13 protein-coding genes are annotated in these 15,453 nt (G+C 73.8%); 3 read left to right on the plus strand and 10 right to left on the minus strand.

Annotated features, from left to right (window positions below; translation table 11 throughout):
- Positions 1-12: 12 nt before the first annotated feature.
- Complete coding sequence (locus VKK44_RS25915) at positions 13-1,599, plus strand: mucoidy inhibitor MuiA family protein (protein ID WP_343443805.1); 1,587 nt, start codon at positions 13-15, stop codon at positions 1,597-1,599.
- Positions 1,600-1,641: 42 nt separating this feature from the next.
- Here the strand turns inward: VKK44_RS25915 and VKK44_RS25920 are convergent, their stop codons facing one another.
- Both VKK44_RS25920 and VKK44_RS25925 read right to left on the minus strand, forming a co-directional pair.
- Positions 1,642-1,911 (minus strand): GlsB/YeaQ/YmgE family stress response membrane protein, encoded by a 270-nt coding sequence (locus VKK44_RS25920; RefSeq protein ID WP_107154844.1) that lies wholly within the window; start codon positions 1,909-1,911, stop codon positions 1,642-1,644.
- Positions 1,912-2,060: 149 nt separating this feature from the next.
- The gene (locus VKK44_RS25925) at positions 2,061-2,981 is read right to left on the minus strand and encodes an ion transporter (protein WP_343443806.1); all 921 of its coding nucleotides are present in this window, start codon (positions 2,979-2,981) and stop codon (positions 2,061-2,063) included.
- A gap of 174 nt (positions 2,982-3,155) precedes the next feature.
- On the opposite strand from VKK44_RS25925, the gene VKK44_RS25930 reads away from it, so the two are divergent.
- Positions 3,156-4,337, plus strand: coding sequence for an MFS transporter (locus VKK44_RS25930; RefSeq protein ID WP_343443807.1), 1,182 nt, complete (start codon positions 3,156-3,158; stop codon positions 4,335-4,337).
- Here the strand turns inward: VKK44_RS25930 and VKK44_RS25935 are convergent.
- The 8 genes from VKK44_RS25935 to VKK44_RS25970 all read right to left on the minus strand — a co-directional run bounded on the left by VKK44_RS25935 (position 4,315) and on the right by VKK44_RS25970 (position 14,635).
- Positions 4,315-5,433: a magnesium and cobalt transport protein CorA gene (locus VKK44_RS25935; protein WP_343443808.1), complete on the minus strand. Its 1,119-nt coding sequence runs from the start codon at positions 5,431-5,433 to the stop codon at positions 4,315-4,317. The two genes, VKK44_RS25930 and VKK44_RS25935, sit on opposite strands and share 23 nt — an antisense overlap.
- A gap of 58 nt (positions 5,434-5,491) precedes the next feature.
- Positions 5,492-6,172, minus strand: coding sequence for a response regulator (locus VKK44_RS25940; RefSeq protein WP_343443809.1), 681 nt, complete (start codon positions 6,170-6,172; stop codon positions 5,492-5,494).
- A complete protein-coding gene (locus VKK44_RS25945; protein WP_343443810.1) occupies positions 6,169-8,715 on the minus strand; it encodes a sensor histidine kinase in 2,547 nt (848 codons plus the stop codon). The genes VKK44_RS25940 and VKK44_RS25945 overlap by 4 nt, the downstream gene beginning before the upstream one ends.
- An 80-nt stretch (positions 8,716-8,795) precedes the next feature.
- On the minus strand, positions 8,796-9,677 hold the full coding sequence (locus VKK44_RS25950) for a potassium-transporting ATPase subunit C (protein WP_343443811.1): 882 nt from the start codon (positions 9,675-9,677) through the stop codon (positions 8,796-8,798).
- Positions 9,677-11,851 carry a potassium-transporting ATPase subunit KdpB gene (gene kdpB / locus VKK44_RS25955; protein ID WP_343443812.1) on the minus strand — a complete coding sequence of 725 codons (2,175 nt, stop codon included), beginning with the start codon at positions 11,849-11,851 and terminating at the stop codon, positions 9,677-9,679. The genes VKK44_RS25950 and kdpB overlap by 1 nt, the downstream gene beginning before the upstream one ends.
- 20 nt (positions 11,852-11,871) lie before the next feature.
- Positions 11,872-13,527: a potassium-transporting ATPase subunit KdpA gene (kdpA, locus tag VKK44_RS25960; RefSeq protein ID WP_343443813.1), complete on the minus strand. Its 1,656-nt coding sequence runs from the start codon at positions 13,525-13,527 to the stop codon at positions 11,872-11,874.
- The gene (gene kdpF / locus VKK44_RS25965) at positions 13,527-13,616 is read right to left on the minus strand and encodes a K(+)-transporting ATPase subunit F (RefSeq protein ID WP_036343797.1); all 90 of its coding nucleotides are present in this window, start codon (positions 13,614-13,616) and stop codon (positions 13,527-13,529) included. The genes kdpA and kdpF overlap by 1 nt, the downstream gene beginning before the upstream one ends.
- Before the next feature lie 314 nt (positions 13,617-13,930).
- Positions 13,931-14,635 (minus strand): ANTAR domain-containing protein, encoded by a 705-nt coding sequence (locus VKK44_RS25970; protein ID WP_343443814.1) that lies wholly within the window; start codon positions 14,633-14,635, stop codon positions 13,931-13,933.
- 212 nt (positions 14,636-14,847) lie between these two features.
- On the opposite strand from VKK44_RS25970, the gene VKK44_RS25975 reads away from it, so the two are divergent.
- Entirely contained in the window at positions 14,848-15,294 is a 447-nt protein-coding gene (locus VKK44_RS25975; RefSeq protein WP_343443815.1) for an STAS domain-containing protein, read from the plus strand.
- The last annotated feature ends 159 nt before the right edge of the window (positions 15,295-15,453 follow it).

Here is a 15,453-nt window from a genome sequence, read left to right on the forward strand (position 1 = left end):
AGCGTCACCGCCGTGGACACCGCAGAGATCGAGGCACCCGTCGTCGGCGTCACCGTCTATCCGGACCGGGCCCGGGTCACCCGCCGCGGCAGCGTCCGGCTGCCCGCCGGCGACCATCGGGTACGCGTCGCGCCGCTCCCGCCCGGCCTGCGGCGCGACTCGGTCCGGGTCGGCGGCCGGGGCGCGGCCACCGTGCTCGGCGTGGACGTGACCGCCTGGCGGCAGGCCCGCAGCACCGACGCGCAGGTGGCCGGCCTGGAACAGCGACGTCGTGACCTGGCCGACGAGCTGGCCGGGACCGGTGACGCGGACGGCATCGAGGAGCAGCGCGAGCAGTTCCTCACCCGGCTGGCCGAGCGCGCCGGCGGCACGTACGCCCGGGCGCTGGCCGCCGGCGACGCCACGCCGGCCGACGTGGCCGCCTTCACCGAGTCGCTCGCCGGTCAGCTCGCCGACTCCCGGGCCCGACGTCGCGGGCTGACCCGCCGGCGGACCGAGCTGGCGGAGGAACTGGCCGCGGTCGAACGGGAGCTGGCCGCCGCGGCTGACAAGCGGGCCCCGGACCGGCTGGCCGCCGAGGTGACAGTCGCGGTGGAGGCCGACGACGCCGAGGTCGAGCTGGAACTGAGCTACCTGGTGGACGGCGCGCGCTGGACGCCCGCCTACGACCTGCGACTGGTCGACGACACCATGACCGTCACCTGGTTCGGGCTGGTCAGCCAGAGCACCGGGGAGGACTGGCCGGAGTGCGAGCTGGCGCTCTCCACCGCCCGGCCGGCGGCCACGGCCGGCGTGCCCGAACTCTCACCCTGGTACCTCGACCGGTTCCGGCCGATGCCGCTGCCCGCGATGTCGGCGGACATGTCGTTCGGGATGCCGGCGCCGCCGGCTCCCGGCGCGGCACCGGCCGGCGGCGGTTCGGCCCGGTCCGCGGCGCCCCGGCCGCGCCTGCGGGAGAGCGTCGCGGAGGTCGAGCAGGGGGTCAGCGCGGCCACCTACCGGCCGGCCCGGCCGGTGGCGGTGCCGGCCGACGGCAGCGCGCACCGGGCCACCATCGCGGTGCTGGAGCTGCCGGCCCGGCTGGACCACGTGACAGCGCCGGTGCGCGCCGCCGAGGCCCACCTGCGGGCGACGGTACGCAACACGTCGGCGCACACGATGCTCCCCGGCCCGGCGTCGGTGTTCCACGGCGCCGACTTCGTCGCCGCCACCCGGCTGCCGATGTGGGCGCCCGGCGAGGAAACCGAGCTGGCGCTCGGGGTGGACGACCGGCTGCGGGTGGAGCGGAAACTGCACCGGCGCACCGAGACGAAGGCGACGCTCGGGTCGACCCGGCGGCGGGAGGTGGAGTACCGGATCACCGTCGCCAACCACACGCCCCGACCGGCGACGGTCGAGGTACGCGACCAACTGCCGGTCTCCCGCGACGAGGCGGTGGTGGTCCGGGAGACGACGGTGGCGCCGCAGCCGGCGGAGCGTACCGAGCTGGGCGAGCTGACCTGGCGGTTGTCGCTGGCACCGGGCGACCGCGGCGAGATCACGCTGGCCTTCCGGGTGGAACTCGCCAAGGGCGTCGAGCTGACCGGCTGGCGGGAGTAGACGTGCGGCGGGGCCCCGCCGAGCGGGGCCCCGCGAAGCGCGTCAGTGGCGGCGACGTCCGTACGCACCCGCGGCGATGTAGACGCCGGCCGCGGCGAAGAGCACCTGGAGCAGCAGTTCGATCCAGTCGATGCCGGCGGTGTCGTCGACGCCGAACAGGCCGGCCACGAGTGTGCCCAGGATCGCGGCCACCACACCGATGAGCAGGGTGAGCCAGATCGGGATGTTCTGCTTGCCCGGCACCACCAGGCGGCCCAGCGCGCCGATGATGAGGCCGATGATGATCGCGGTGAGGAAACCGGTAACTTCCACGAGAGCCGTCCTGTTCTTCCGATGGGCTGACGTCTCGTTCGGTGCCCCGCCCGACCCGGCCGCCAAACGCGAGGTGCGTTTCTTCACGGAACTGTCATGGCCCGCCCCGCCCGGGCCGGCCCAGGTCAACCCCCGAGGTCCCGTGCGCCTCAGCGCCGGTGCGCGTCCTCCCGGTCGATCCGCAGTTCCCGTTCCAGCTCGGCGATGACCGTCCGCAGGTCGTCCAGGCGCTGGCTGATGGCGATCCGGTCCACCTCGTCCGGCACCCCGTCGCCGTCGGAGTCGTAGTCCGGCGCCAGCCCCTCGGTCATCTCCAGCCGGCGGGCCTCCTCCATCGAGTTGACGATGACGGCGATGAGGATGTTCAGCAGCAGGTTGACCGCGATCATCACGAAGCTGACGTAGTAGAGCAGCGTCCACGGCGACACGTCGAGGCCCTGTTCGAGCAGGTCGGGCAGTGTCTCCAGGGAGAGCAGCACGAAAAGCGTCACCAGCGAGCGGCCGATGTCGCCGTACTGCTCGGGGTAGCGGTCGCCGAAGATGAGCCAGCCGGCCATGCCGTAGACGTAGAGCGTGACGCCGGCCAGCGCCAGGAACGCCGCCACGCCGGGCAGGCTGCGCCACAGCGCCGTGACGATGGTGCGCAGGCCGGGCGAGAAGCGGACCAGCCGCAGCACCCGGGCCACCCGTACGAAGCGCAGCACGGCCGGGTCGCCGTGCAGCCACGGTATGAAGATCGCCACGGTCACCAGCAGGTCGAACACGTTCCAGCCGTGCCGGAGGAAGTCCTGCGGCCGGCGCCCGTACGCGAGCACCCGGATGGTGATCTCCACGACGAAGACCGCCCGGAACACCCACTCGATGCCGCGCAGCACCGCCGCCGTGGTGCCCGGGTGCGGGTACGTCTCGATGCCCAGCACCACGCCGTTGGCCATGATGAGCACGACGATCGCGACCTCGAACGGCCGGGACGCGACGATCCGGGCGCACCCGGCCGCCAGTCCCCGTTCCGCGCCGCCGGGACGACGCGCCCCCCGCTGGGCCGGCACGTCGGTCCGCCGGTCAACCATTCCGACACCCTATGGGTTAACGTCGGCGGATGATCCCGGCGACCGCCTTCGCGCAGTGGATCACGCCGGCCCTCCCCCTCTACGGCGACGATCCCGAGCGGGCCGACTTCGCTCCCTGAGGCGCGCGACGCAGCCGACGCCTCCACCCGACCCGCACTCCGGGAGCGATGCCCCATGTCCGTCGACACCTCCATCCGGGCGGTGCTGCGTGCCCCGCAGGTCGCCCGCGTCCTGCTGGCCAGCCAGATCGGCCGGCTGCCCACCGCCAGCGGCCCGCTGGCGCTGCTGCTCTTCGCCCGCCAGTCGCTGAGCCTGGCCGCCGCCGGCCTGCTGGTCGCCGCGTACACGGCGGGGATGGCGGTGGGCACCCCGCTGCTGGCCCGCGCGGTGGACCGCTGGCGGCAGCCGCCGGTGCTCTGGGCGGCGGCCGTCGTCTCCGGCCTCGGCTTCGGCGCGGTGGCGCTCACCGGCGGGCACCTGGCCGGCGCGGTCACCGGCGCGGCGGTCGCCGGGCTCGGCACCCCACCGTTGGAGGCGTGCCTGCGGACGCTCTGGCCGGCGTTGCTGACGCCGGGCACGGTGCCCACCGCGTACACGCTGGACATCGCCGTCCAGGAAGTGATCTTCGTGGTGGGACCGCTGGTCACGCTGCTCGCGGTGACCGTCGGTGGGCCGGCCGCCGGGCTGCTCGCCGCCGCCGCGGTGCAGCTCGTCGGCACCGCGATGTACGCGCTGAGTCCCGCCGCCCGGGCCTGGCGCGGGGTGGCCGCGGTGCGGCACTGGGCCGGGCCGCTGCGCGTACCCCGGTTCGGGGTGATGATGCTCGGCGTGGTCGGCGTCGGCGCGGCGGTCGGCAGCATCGCGGTGGCGGTGACCGGCTACGCCGAGGCGGCCGGCGACCGGCGGCTCAGCGGGTGGCTGCTGGCCGCGCAGGCGACCGGCGCGCTGGTCGGCGGCCTGTGCTGGACCCGGGTCCGGCCGGGCGGGCCCGGTCGGCTGCCGCTGCTGGCCGCCGCGCTCACCGTCGGCTTCCTGCCGCTGCTGCTGGCGCCCGGCCCGGTCCCGATGGCCGGGCTGCTCGCGGTCGGCGGGCTGGCGCTGCCGCCGGTGCTGACCGCCGTCTTCCTCACCGCCGAGCGGCTCGCCGAACCCGGCACGGTGGCCGAGGCGTTCGCCTGGGTGAGCACCGCGTTCGTGGTGGGCAGCGCGGCCGGTTCCGCGCTCGCCGGTGTGTCGGCCGGCGTCCGGTACGGGCTGGTGGTCGCGCCCGCCGCCGCGCTGCTCGGCACCGCGCTGCTGTGGACGGTCCCGCGCTCCGACCGGACGGCCGGGCTCACAGCCAGCCGCGGCGCTTGAAGAGCAGATAGAGCGCCGCGCAGACGGCGAACATCAGCGCGACCGCGAACAGGTAGCCGTACCGCCAGCCCAGCTCCGGCATGTGGGTGAAGTTCATCCCGTAGACGGTGCCGATCAGGGTGGGCGCGAACAGGATCGCCGCCCAGGCGGAGACGCGCTTGACCTCCTCGTTCTGCTCGAAGCTGGCCGCGGTGAGGCTGCGCATCTCCTCGTTCTGCGCCTGCGAGACCAGCGTCGCGTTGACGGTGAGGATGTTCTGGAGCAGGTGCCGGAACCCGTCCACCCGCTCCACCACCTGGGTGAGGTGGTCGACCACGTCGCGCAGCCGGCGGCGCAGCTCCTCGTCCGTGCCGTAGCGGTCGAAGCCGTCGGAGAGCGCCTCGACGACGTTCAGCAGCGGTCTCGCCGCCCGCTGGAACTGGATCACCTCGCGGCTGAGCTGGTAGATGCGGCGGCTGGCGTTCGGGTCGCCGCCGAACACCTCGGTCTCGATCTCGTCGATGTCGTTCTCCAGGCCGGCGACCACCGGCGCGTAGCCGTCGACCACGCGGTCGAGCACGGCGTAGAGGACCGCCTCGGGGCCGAGCGCGAGGACGGCCGGGTCCGCCTCCAGCCGCCGCCGGACGGCCGCCAGGTCGGGCGTGCCGCCGTGCCGGACGGTGATCACGAAGCCGGGGCCGAGGAAGAGGTGCAGCTCCGCGAACTCGACCGCCTCCCGCGCGTCCAGGTACCGGGCGGCGCGCAGCACCACGAACAGGGTGTCGCCGTAGCGCTCCAGCTTCGGCCGCTGGTGCGCGTTGATCGCGTCCTCGACGGCCAGCTCGGGGAGCTGGAACTCGGCGGCGAGCGAGGCGACCTGCTCCCGGCTCGGCCGGCGCAGCCCGATCCAGGCCATGCCGCCGTCGAGCTGTTGCAGGCAGCGGAACGTGTCGGCGAGGCCGACCGGCGACGCGCGCCGGACGCCGTCGACGTAGACGCCGCTGTCGACCAGCCCGGCGGGCCGTTCCGGCTCGGCCGCGCCGGCGTCGACGGCGTGCTCGTCCAGGCGGCGGCCGAACCCCTCCGGCGGCGGCGTCACGAACCGGTTGTCCGCCATGCCCCTCCCCCGCTGCTCGGCCGGCTCGCCGAGTCCCCCGCGAGGACCGGCGCAAACGTCAGGGCCGGTAGCGGTAGCCCATGCCGGGCTCGGTGATCAGGTGCCGGGGCCGGGCCGGGTCGTCCTCCAGCTTGCGGCGGAGCTGGGCCAGGTACTGCCGGAGGTAGGTGGTCTCCTGCTGGTACTCCGGCCCCCACACGTCGTGCAGGAGCTGGCGCTGGCTGACCAGCTTGCCGGGGTTGCGCAGCAGCTTCTCCAGCACCGCCCACTGGGTGGGGGTCAGTTTGACCTCGGTGCCGTCGTCCCGGGTGACGGTGCGGTCGGCCAGGTCGACGAGGTGCCGGCCGATGCGCAGCGCGGGAACGCCGGGGGTGACGGGTGCCAGCCGCCGGGTCACCGCGCGGATCCGGGCGAGCAGCTCGTCCACCCCGAACGGCTTGGTGACGTAGTCGTCGGCGCCCGCGTCCAGCGCGGCGACCTTGTCCTCGCTGCCGGCCCGGCCGGAGAGCACGATGATCGGCACGGCGGTCCAGCCGCGCAGCCCACGGATGACCTCGGTGCCGTCCAGGTCGGGCAGGCCGAGGTCGAGCACCACCAGGTCCGGCGGGTGGCCGGCGGCGGCCTTCAACGCGGCGGCGCCGCTGCCGGCCACGTCGACGTCGTAGCCGCGGGCCCGCAGGTTGATCCGCAGCGCGCGGACGATCTGCGGTTCGTCGTCGACGACCAGGATGCGCGTCATTCCCGCGGCCCTCCGGACTCGGCGGCGGCGGGCAGCCGCAGCACCATGGTGAGACCGCCGCCGGGCGTGGTCTCCGGGGTGATGCTGCCACCCATCGCCTCGGCGAGCCCCCGGGACAGCGCCAGGCCCAGCCCCACCCCGGTCCGGTTGTCCCGGTCACCGAGGCGCTGGAACGGCAGGAACACGTGCTCCCACCGGTCCTCCGGGATGCCCGGTCCGGTGTCGATCACCCGTACCTCGACCTGGCCGGCGTGCGCGCTGCCGGTGATCGTCGGCGGCCGGCCGGGCGGGCTGTGCCGCAACGCGTTGGCGACGATGTTGACCAGCACCCGTTCCAGCAGGCCGGGGTCGGCCAGCGCCGCCGGCAGGTCCGGCGGGATGTCCGTGGTCACCTCGGCCGCCGCCGGGCCCAGCTCGTCCAGGGCCCGGGGTACGGCGTCCTCCAGCCCGATCGCGGTCGCGGCGACGCCGAGCGCGCCGGCCTGCAACCGGCTCATGTCGAGCAGGTTCGCCACCAGCCGGCCCAACCGGTCCAGTGACTCGTCGGCGGTGGCCAGCAGCTCCTCGGAGTCGTCGGCGTCGAACTCCACGTCGTGGCTGCGCAGGCTGCTCACCGCGGCCTTGGCCGACGCCAGCGGCGTCCGCAGGTCGTGGCTGACGGCCGCGAGCAGCGCGGTGCGCATCCGGTCGGCGGCGGCCAGCGGACGGGCGGTGGCCGCCTCCTCGGCCAGGCGTTCCTGGCGCAGCGCGACGGCGGCCTGGGCGGCGAACGCCTCGACCACCCGGCGGTCGGCCGCCGCCAGCCGCCGGCCGGCGAGCACCACGCTGAGCCGCTCGTCCACCGGCACCACCGTCTCGCCCGCGCTCGGGCTGCCCGGCGGCGCGTCGCCGACGCTGGCCACCACCCGCCAGGCGGCCTCCTCGCGGGACCGGGCCGGCCGCCCCTCCGCCTCGGCGGCGAGTTCGAGCACGCTGACCGCGCGCAACCCGAACGTCTCCCGGAGCCGGTCCAGCAGCGCCGGCAGCGGGCGCGCGCCGCGCAGCACGCTGCCGGCGACGGTGGCCAGCGTCTGCGCGTCCGCGGACGCCCGCGCCGCCTCCCGGGTCCGCCGGGCCGCCACGTCGACCACCCCGCTCACCGCGACCGCCACGCCGACGAACACGCCGAGCGCGAGCAGGTTGTCCGCCTCGGCGATGGTCAGCGTGTGGAACGGCGGGGTGAAGAACCAGTTGAGCAGCAGCGAACCGCCGAGCGCCGCGACCAGCGCCGGCCACAGGCCGCCGACCAGCGCCACGCCGACCACGCCGGCGAGGAAGAGCAGGATGTCGTTGGTCAGGGTGAGGTCGGGCAGCGTCCGCAGCAGCAGCGTGAGCAGCGGCATGCCGAGCACGGCCAGCGCGTACCCGAGCAGCCGCCGGCGGCGGGACAGCGCGGCCGGCACCGCCGCCCCGCGGCGTCCGCGCCCGGCCTGGGGGTGGGTGACCAGGTGCACGTCGATCGGTCCGGAGAGCGCGGTGGTGGTCACGCCGACGCCCCGGGAGAGCACCTGGGCGAACCGGCCGCGCCGGCTGGCGCCGAGCACGAGCTGGGTGGCGTTGACGCCGCGGGCGAAGTCGAGCAGCGCCGCCGGGACGTCGGTGCCGAGCACCTGGTGGTACGTGCCGCCGAGGCTCTCCACCAGCACCCGCTGCCGGGCCAGTTGGGCCGGGTCCGCCCCGGCCAGGCCGTCGCTGCGGGCCACGTGCACGGCGAGCAGGTCGGCGCCCTTGCTGCGGGCGGCGATCCGCGCGGCCCGCCGGATCAGCGTCTCGCCCTCCGGGCCGCCGGTGAGCGCGACCACGACCCGCTCCCGCGCCTCCCAGGTGTCGGAGATGCCCTGCTGGGCCCGGTACGCGTCGAGCTGCTCGTCGACCTTGTCGGCCAGCCAGAGCAGCGCCAGCTCGCGCAGCGCGGTGAGGTTGCCGACCCGGAAGTAGTTGCCGAGCGCGGCGTCGATCCGGTCCGGCCGGTAGATGTTGCCGTGCGCCATCCGGCGGCGCAGCGCCTCCGGCGTCATGTCCACCAGCTCGACCTGCTCGGCGGCGCGGACCACCTGGTCCGGCACGGTCTCCCGCTGGGTGGCGCCGGTGATCTGCGCGACGACGTCGTTGAGCGACTCCAGGTGCTGGACGTTGACCGTGGAGAGCACGCTGATGCCGGCGTCGAGCAGGTCCTGGACGTCCTGCCAGCGCTTGTCGTGCCGGGACCCGGGGACGTTGGTGTGGGCCAGCTCGTCGACCACCGCCACCTCGGGGCGGCGGGCCAGCACCGCGTCGAGGTCCATCTCGGTGAGGTCGACGCCCCGGTAACTCATCTTCCGGCGCGGCACCACCTCCAGGTCGCCGAGCATGGCGGCGGTGTGCGGCCGGCCGTGCGTCTCGACCAGCCCGACCACCACGTCGGTGCCGCGTTCGGCCCGGCGCCGGGCCTCTTCGAGCATGGCGTACGTCTTGCCGACGCCCGGCGCCGCGCCGAGATAGATCCGCAGTTCACCCCTGCCCACGACCCCATCCTCCCCGAGTGCGAGGAAGGGCCCCCGGTCAACGCCTCGCGAGGTGAAGGGGGCCCTTCTTGACACTTCCGTCAGCTCGCCGGGAACGCCTCGTCCAACGCCAGGTTGAGTTCCAGCACGTGCACACCGGGCCCGCCCATGAAGCCCAGCGCCCGGCCGGTGGTGTGCTCGGCGACCAGCCGCCGTACCGCCGTCGGGTCCGCGTCGCGCTCCCGCGCCACGCGGGCCACCTGGATCTCCGCGTACGCCGGGGAGATGTGCGGGTCGAGGCCGCTGCCGCTGGCGGTGACCGCGTCGGCCGGCACGGCCGGCTCGGCCGGCGCGTCCCCCCGGACCGGGGTGATCACGCCGCCCTCGGCCACGTAGTCCCGGCCGGGTCGGGCCGGCTCGACCGGGACACCCGCCCAGGTGGCGACGAACGGTGTCGCCGGCGCGGCCTGGTTGACGCTGACCACGCGGGTGACCGGACCGGTGAGGCCGTCGGCGCGGAACACGGCCAGCACCGCGCCCACCCCGTCCGGCGTGCAGTACGGCCGCCGCCCGTCCACGCCGTTCCACACGCCGACCGCCCTGCTGCGCGCGCAGACCTGGGTGAGCAGGCTCGGCGTGGAGTCGGCGGGGTCGGCGGCGAGCGTGTCCACCACGCTCTCCGGGCCGAGGTTGCTCGCCGCGGTGGCGGTCGGGTCGTAGCCGTCGCCGGCGGCGGAGGGTCGGGACTGGAAGTAGCGCGGGATCGGGTTGCCCTCCGCGTCGGTGAACGACTGCCCGATCAGCGCGCTGCCGACGGTCCGGCCGTCGACGGTGACGAGCGAGCCGTCCGCCTTGCCGTCGAAGCCGGGGAGCCGGCCCACGCCGACCAGGGCGAGCGGGTAGGCCAGGCCGAGCAGCACGGTGAGGACGAGCACGGCACGCAGGGCGGCCAGGTGCTGGGCGAGCCAACTGGGAAGGCGCATCACGAGATCCCCGGGATCAACTGGACGAGCAGGTCGATGAGTTTGATGCCGACGAACGGCACCACGATGCCGCCGAGGCCGTAGCGCCACAGGTTGCGGCTGAGCAGCTTCGACGCGCTGGCCGGGCGGTAGCGCACCCCGCGCAGGGCCAGCGGGATCAGCGCGACGATGACGATCGCGTTGAAGACGACGGCGGACAGGATCGCCGACTCGGGGCTGGCCAGCCGCATCACGTTGAGCCGGTCCAGCGACGGGTAGATGCCGGCGAACATGGCCGGGATGATCGCGAAGTACTTCGCGATGTCGTTGGCGATGCTGAACGTGGTCAACGCGCCCCTGGTGATCAGCAACTGCTTGCCGATCTCCACGATCTCGATCAGCTTGGTCGGGTCGGAGTCGAGGTCGACCATGTTGCCGGCCTCCTTCGCGGCCGACGTGCCGGTGTTCATGGCGACGCCGACGTCGGCCTGGGCCAGCGCGGGGGCGTCGTTGGTGCCGTCGCCGGTCATCGCGACCAGCCGGCCGCCCTCCTGTTCCCTGCGGATCAGGGCGAGCTTGTCCTCCGGCGTGGCCTCGGCGAGGAAGTCGTCCACGCCCGCCTCGTCGGCGATGGCCTTCGCGGTGCGCGGGTTGTCACCGGTGATCATCACGGTCCGGATGCCCATCCGGCGCATCTCGTCGAAGCGCTCGCGCATGCCGGCCTTGACCACGTCCTTGAGGTGGATGACACCCAGCGCCCGGGCCGGTTCACCGGCCATCCGCTCGGCGACCACGAGCGGCGTGCCGCCGGCGCCGCTGATCGCGTCGACCAGTTCGCCGACCTGCTCGGTCGGGTGGCCGCCGTGCTCCCGTACCCACTTCGTCACCGCCGCGGCGGCGCCCTTGCGGATCTGCCGGACGCCACCGTCGGCGTCCAGGTCGACACCGCTCATCCGGGTCTGCGCGGTGAAGGGTACGAAGGTGGCGTGCGGGACGAGGCCGGGCTCCCGCTCGCGCAGCCCGAAGGCGTTCTTGGCCAGCACCACCACCGAGCGCCCCTCGGGCGTCTCGTCGGCCAGGCTGGAGAGCTGGGCCGCGTCCGCGACGGTGGCCGCGTCCATGCCGTCCACCGGCAGGAACTCGGCGGCCTGCCGGTTGCCCAGGGTGATCGTGCCGGTCTTGTCCAGCAGCAGCGTGTCGACGTCGCCGGCCGCCTCGACCGCCCGGCCGCTCATGGCGAGCACGTTGCGCTGGACCAGGCGGTCCATGCCGGCGATGCCGATCGCGGAGAGCAGCGCGCCGATGGTGGTCGGGATGAGGCAGACCAGCAGCGAGACCAGCACGATGCCGGTGACGCCGGAGTCGGTGACCGCCTGGGTGTCCGGCGCGGCGGCCTGCCAGCCCTTGGCGAAGATCGCCATCGGCTGGAGCGTGACCACCGCGAGCAGGAAGATGACCGTCAGCGCGGCCAGCAGGATGTTGAGCGCGATCTCGTTCGGCGTCTTCTGCCGGTTGGCGCCCTCGACCAGCGCGATCATCCGGTCGATGAAGCTCTCGCCCGGCTTCTGCGTGACCCTGACGACGATCCGGTCGGAGAGCACCCGCGTGCCGCCGGTGACCGCGCTGCGGTCGCCGCCGGACTCCCGGATCACCGGGGCGGACTCGCCGGTGATGGCCGACTCGTCGACGCTGGCGATGCCCTCGACCACGTCGCCGTCGGCGGGAACGATCTGGCCGGCCTCGACCAGCACGACGTCGTCCGGCCGGAGCTGCGGCGCGGGCACCGCCTCGTCCCGGTAGGCGTCTGCCGCCGCGCCCGGCGTCCAGCCGAGCAGGCGGGTGGCGACGGTGTCCTGCCGGGCCCGGCGCAGCGTGGCGGCCTGGGCCTTGCCGCGCCCCTCGGCGACCGCCTCGGCCAGGTTGGCGAAGACCACGGTCAGCCAGAGCCAGCTCGTGATCGCCCAGGCGAACACGGTCGGGTCGGCCACCGCGAGCACTGTGGTGAAGAGCGCGCCGATCTCGACGATCAGCATCACCGGGTTGTGCCACAGCGTGCGCGGGTCGAGCTTGCGCAGCGCGTCCGGCAGGGACGCGACCAACTGGCGCGGGTCGAGCAGCCCGCCGCCGACCCGGCCGCCCGGGGTGGCCGGTGTGCCGGGGGTCGGCGCGTCGGCGGTGTCGAGAGGTGCCGTCATGTCCTTGTCTCTCATGGTGGTCACAGCCCTTCGGCCAGCGGGCCGAGCGCGAGGGCGGGAAGGAAGGTGAGCGCGACGAGGACCACCGTGACGCCGACGACCATGCCGACGAAGAGCGGCCTGTGGGTCGGCAGGGTGCCCTCGGACGCGGGCGTCGGCTGCTGGCGGGCCAGCGAGCCGGCCAGCGCGAGCACGACGATGATCGGCAGGAACCGACCGAGCAGCATGCACAGCCCTAACGCGATGTTCCACCAGGGAGTGTTCACGGTGATGCCGGCGAACGCCGAGCCGTTGTTGTTGCTCGCCGAGGTGAACGCGTAGAGCACCTCGGAGAGCCCGTGCGGCCCGACGTTGAGCGCGGTCGAGGAGTTGCCGGTGGCGAACGCGGCGGCGGTGCCGGTGAGCACCAGCGCCGGCGTGATCAGGAAGTACATCGAGGCGAGCTTGATCTCGCGCGGCCCGATCTTCTTGCCCAGGTACTCCGGCGTGCGGCCGACCATCAGGCCGGCGACGAAGACGGTGATCACCGCGAGGATCAGCAGCCCGTACAGGCCGGCGCCGACGCCGCCCGGCGCGACCTCGCCGAGCATCATGTTGCCCAGCGTCATCATCCCGCCCAGCGCGGTGTACGAGTCGTGGAACGAGTTGACCGCGCCGGTGGAGGTGAGCGTGGTGGCCGCCGCGAAGGTGGCCGAGTTCGACACGTCGAACCGCACCTCCTTGCCCTCCAGCGCCGCGCCGACCGCCTGCGGGACCGTGCCGCGCCCGGCCAGCTCGAAGACGTTGGTCAGGCTGATGCTGGCCAGCGCCAGGATCGCCATCACCGCGACGATCGCGTAGCCCTGCCGGTTCTGCCCGACCATCCGGCCGAAGACCCGGGGCAGGCTGAACGGGATCACCAGGATCAGGAAGATCTCCAGCCAGTTCGTCCACGCGGTCGGGTTCTCGAACGGGTGGGCGCTGTTGGCGTTGTAGAAGCCGCCGCCGTTGGTGCCCAACTCCTTGATGACCTCCTGACCGGCCACCGGCCCGCCGGTGATCGTCTGGACGCCGCCGGTCAGCGTGGTCACGTCGGTGCCGCCGGAGAGGTTCTGCACCACCCCGCCGAGCATCAACACGAGTGCGCCGAGCACCGCGATCGGCAGCAGGATCCGCAGCGTGATCCGGGTCAGGTCGACCCAGAAGTTGCCCAGCTCGCCGGTGCGGCTACGGGCGAAGCCGCGCACCAGCGCCACCGCGACGGCGATGCCCACCGCGGCGGAGACGAAGTTCTGCACCGCCAGCCCGGCCATCTGCACCAGGTGACCCATGGTCGACTCACCCGAGTACCACTGCCAGTTCGTGTTCGTCACGAACGACACAGCGGTGTTCCACGCCCCGTGCGGCACCACCGGGTCGAAGCCCAGCGAGAGCCAGAGGTGGTTCTGGAGACGCTGCAACGCGTACAGGAACAGGACGGAGACGGCCGAGAAGGCGAGCACGGCGCGGGCGTACACGCCCCAGGTCTGCTCGGCGGCCGGGTCGACCCCGATCAGGCGGTAGACGCCCCGCTCGACGCGGGTGGACCGGGTGCCGGAGACCACCCGGTAGATGTGGTCGCCGAACGGCCGGTGCACGGCGACCAGCGCCACCACCAGCGACGACACGAAGAGCACCCCGGCTGTTGTCGTGCTCATCAGAAGCGCTCCGGGAACAGCAGGGCGACGACCAGGAACACACCCAGCCCGATCGCCAGCACCAGGCCGACGGCGTTGACGGCGCTCACCGCCTCTCCACGCCCCTCACCACAAGGGCGAGGGCCGCGAACAGCCCCACCGTCAGCAACACGAACAGCACGTCAGACACGGCTGGCTCTCCTAGCGAAACGTCCCCGCGACCGCCTCCCGGTCGCGCCGGACAATCACAACGCCAGGTCGGGCGCGCGGACAGGGGCTATCACGCGACCATCACGCCGGCCGCCGGTTTCTTGACGCGCCTTTCACACGCGCGGCCGGTCCCGCGCGGCGATCGCCACCTCGACGTCCCGCCTCCGCACCGGCCACGCCGGTGCGGGCCCGCTTCCGGTCGGATCAGTCCCGCTCAGCGACCGGCGGCGTTGGCGACCAGCGCCTCGGCCACCTCGCGTACCTTCCGGTTGGCGTCCTGGGAGAGCTTCGACAGCAACGCGAACGCCTCGTCCGCCGAGCATCGCCGCTCGCCCATGATGATGCCCTTGGCCTGCTCGATCACCGCCCGGCTGCGCATCGCCTCCTGCATCTGCCGGGCCAACGTCGCGGCGTTGTCGTACAGGTGCGCGTTGGCCAGGGCCACCGCGGCGTACGCGGCGAAGTTCTCCGCCGCCCGCACGGCCACGCCGTCGAACGCGTGCGCGGTGAGGCCGTAGAGGTTGAGCGCGCCGGTGACGGCCTCCTGGATCGGAAGCCCGATCGACAGGGAACTCCCGATGCCCGCCGCCCGGGCCTGCGCGGCCCACTCCGGCCAGCGCTCCTCCACCGCCAGGTCGGGCAGCGAGATGCTGGCCGCGCTGGCCGCGGCGTCCAGGCAGGGTCCCCGCTCGTACCGGTACTGCCACTCGTCGAGTTGCCGGGCCAGGTCGCTGGTGCAGGCGGCGCTGGAGTTGGCACCGCCCTGGGCCAGCGTGACCGTCACGTGCGCGCTGCCCGGAACCGTCTGGTTCGCCAGCCCGGCGACGCGTCGCAGGATGTCCGCCAGGTCCACCTCGTCGAGCCGGATGCGGCTCAGTTCGGCGAGGGCCTCACCGGGGTCCGTGCTCGGGGCTGCCATCAGCGGGTCCTTTGTCGGCCGGCGGTCGGACGGTCGGGGCACCGCCCAACCTACTCGCCGGGCTGCCACGCGGCACGGAAGCCCGAGGTGCGGCGGCGGCCGGACCGACGTAGTGTCGGGGACGGGTCAAGACAGGTGCCCTCCACCCGCTCACGGTCGATCTCGTTCTCCCGGCCGGGGAGCGTCCGCCGATTCGTCGCGTGGAAGGTGCCATGTCGGAAAATCTGCCGGGCTTCGGCCGCCATCATGTGCCGACCGCGTCCGGGTCGCTCCGGCCCGACGAACCGATCATGTGGCTGAGCTGCGAGGCCCGTGGGCACGTGACCCAGGTCTCGGTGGTCGGCGAGGTCGACCTGAGCAACGCCCATCTGCTCGCGGAGCTGCTGGAGAACGTCGCCGCCCGGACCCCGATGGTGGCGGTGGACCTCTCCGAGGTCACCTTCTTCGGCGCCAACGGCACCGACGCGCTGGTCCGGGCCCATCAGGTGCTGACCGGGCAGGGCGGCCGGCTCACGCTGTGCCGCCCCTCGTCGGTGGTCCGCCGGGTCCTGGAGATCACCGGCACGCTCGGCGTGTTCGAGGTCGTCGACCGTCCACACGCCCGGGTCACCGGCAACGCGCCGGCACGTCCCGTCGTCCCGGCCCGCGCCGGGTCGTAGAGTTGACCCGTGACTGACGTCCCGGCCGGGGCGTCACGAACGAGCGTCAAGAAGCGGCGCATGTCCCGGTCCGTCGGATCGGGACAGCGGTCCGCGACTGCGGGCCGTCTCCCCGCCACCCGCCGTCCCACCCCCTGGGCCGACGGCGCTTCGCACAAG

It is taken from the genome of Micromonospora sp. DSM 45708, from assembly GCF_039566955.1.
Taxonomy (GTDB): Bacteria; Actinomycetota; Actinomycetes; order Mycobacteriales; family Micromonosporaceae; genus Micromonospora.

Excerpts from the sequence above, each read along its gene's own strand:
- VKK44_RS25925 (WP_343443806.1), bottom strand. The coding sequence starts at position 2,981 with ATGGTTGACCGGCGGACCGACGTGCCGGCCCAGCGGGGGGCGCGTCGT.
- VKK44_RS25930 (WP_343443807.1), top strand. The coding sequence starts at position 3,156 with ATGTCCGTCGACACCTCCATCCGGGCGGTGCTGCGTGCCCCGCAGGTC.
- VKK44_RS25935 (WP_343443808.1), bottom strand. The coding sequence starts at position 5,433 with ATGGCGGACAACCGGTTCGTGACGCCGCCGCCGGAGGGGTTCGGCCGC.
- VKK44_RS25940 (WP_343443809.1), bottom strand. The coding sequence starts at position 6,172 with ATGACGCGCATCCTGGTCGTCGACGACGAACCGCAGATCGTCCGCGCG.
- VKK44_RS25950 (WP_343443811.1), bottom strand. The coding sequence starts at position 9,677 with ATGCGCCTTCCCAGTTGGCTCGCCCAGCACCTGGCCGCCCTGCGTGCC.
- kdpB (WP_343443812.1), bottom strand. The coding sequence starts at position 11,851 with ATGACGGCACCTCTCGACACCGCCGACGCGCCGACCCCCGGCACACCG.
- kdpA (WP_343443813.1), bottom strand. The coding sequence starts at position 13,527 with ATGAGCACGACAACAGCCGGGGTGCTCTTCGTGTCGTCGCTGGTGGTG.
- VKK44_RS25970 (WP_343443814.1), bottom strand. The coding sequence starts at position 14,635 with ATGGCAGCCCCGAGCACGGACCCCGGTGAGGCCCTCGCCGAACTGAGC.
- VKK44_RS25975 (WP_343443815.1), top strand. The coding sequence starts at position 14,848 with ATGTCGGAAAATCTGCCGGGCTTCGGCCGCCATCATGTGCCGACCGCG.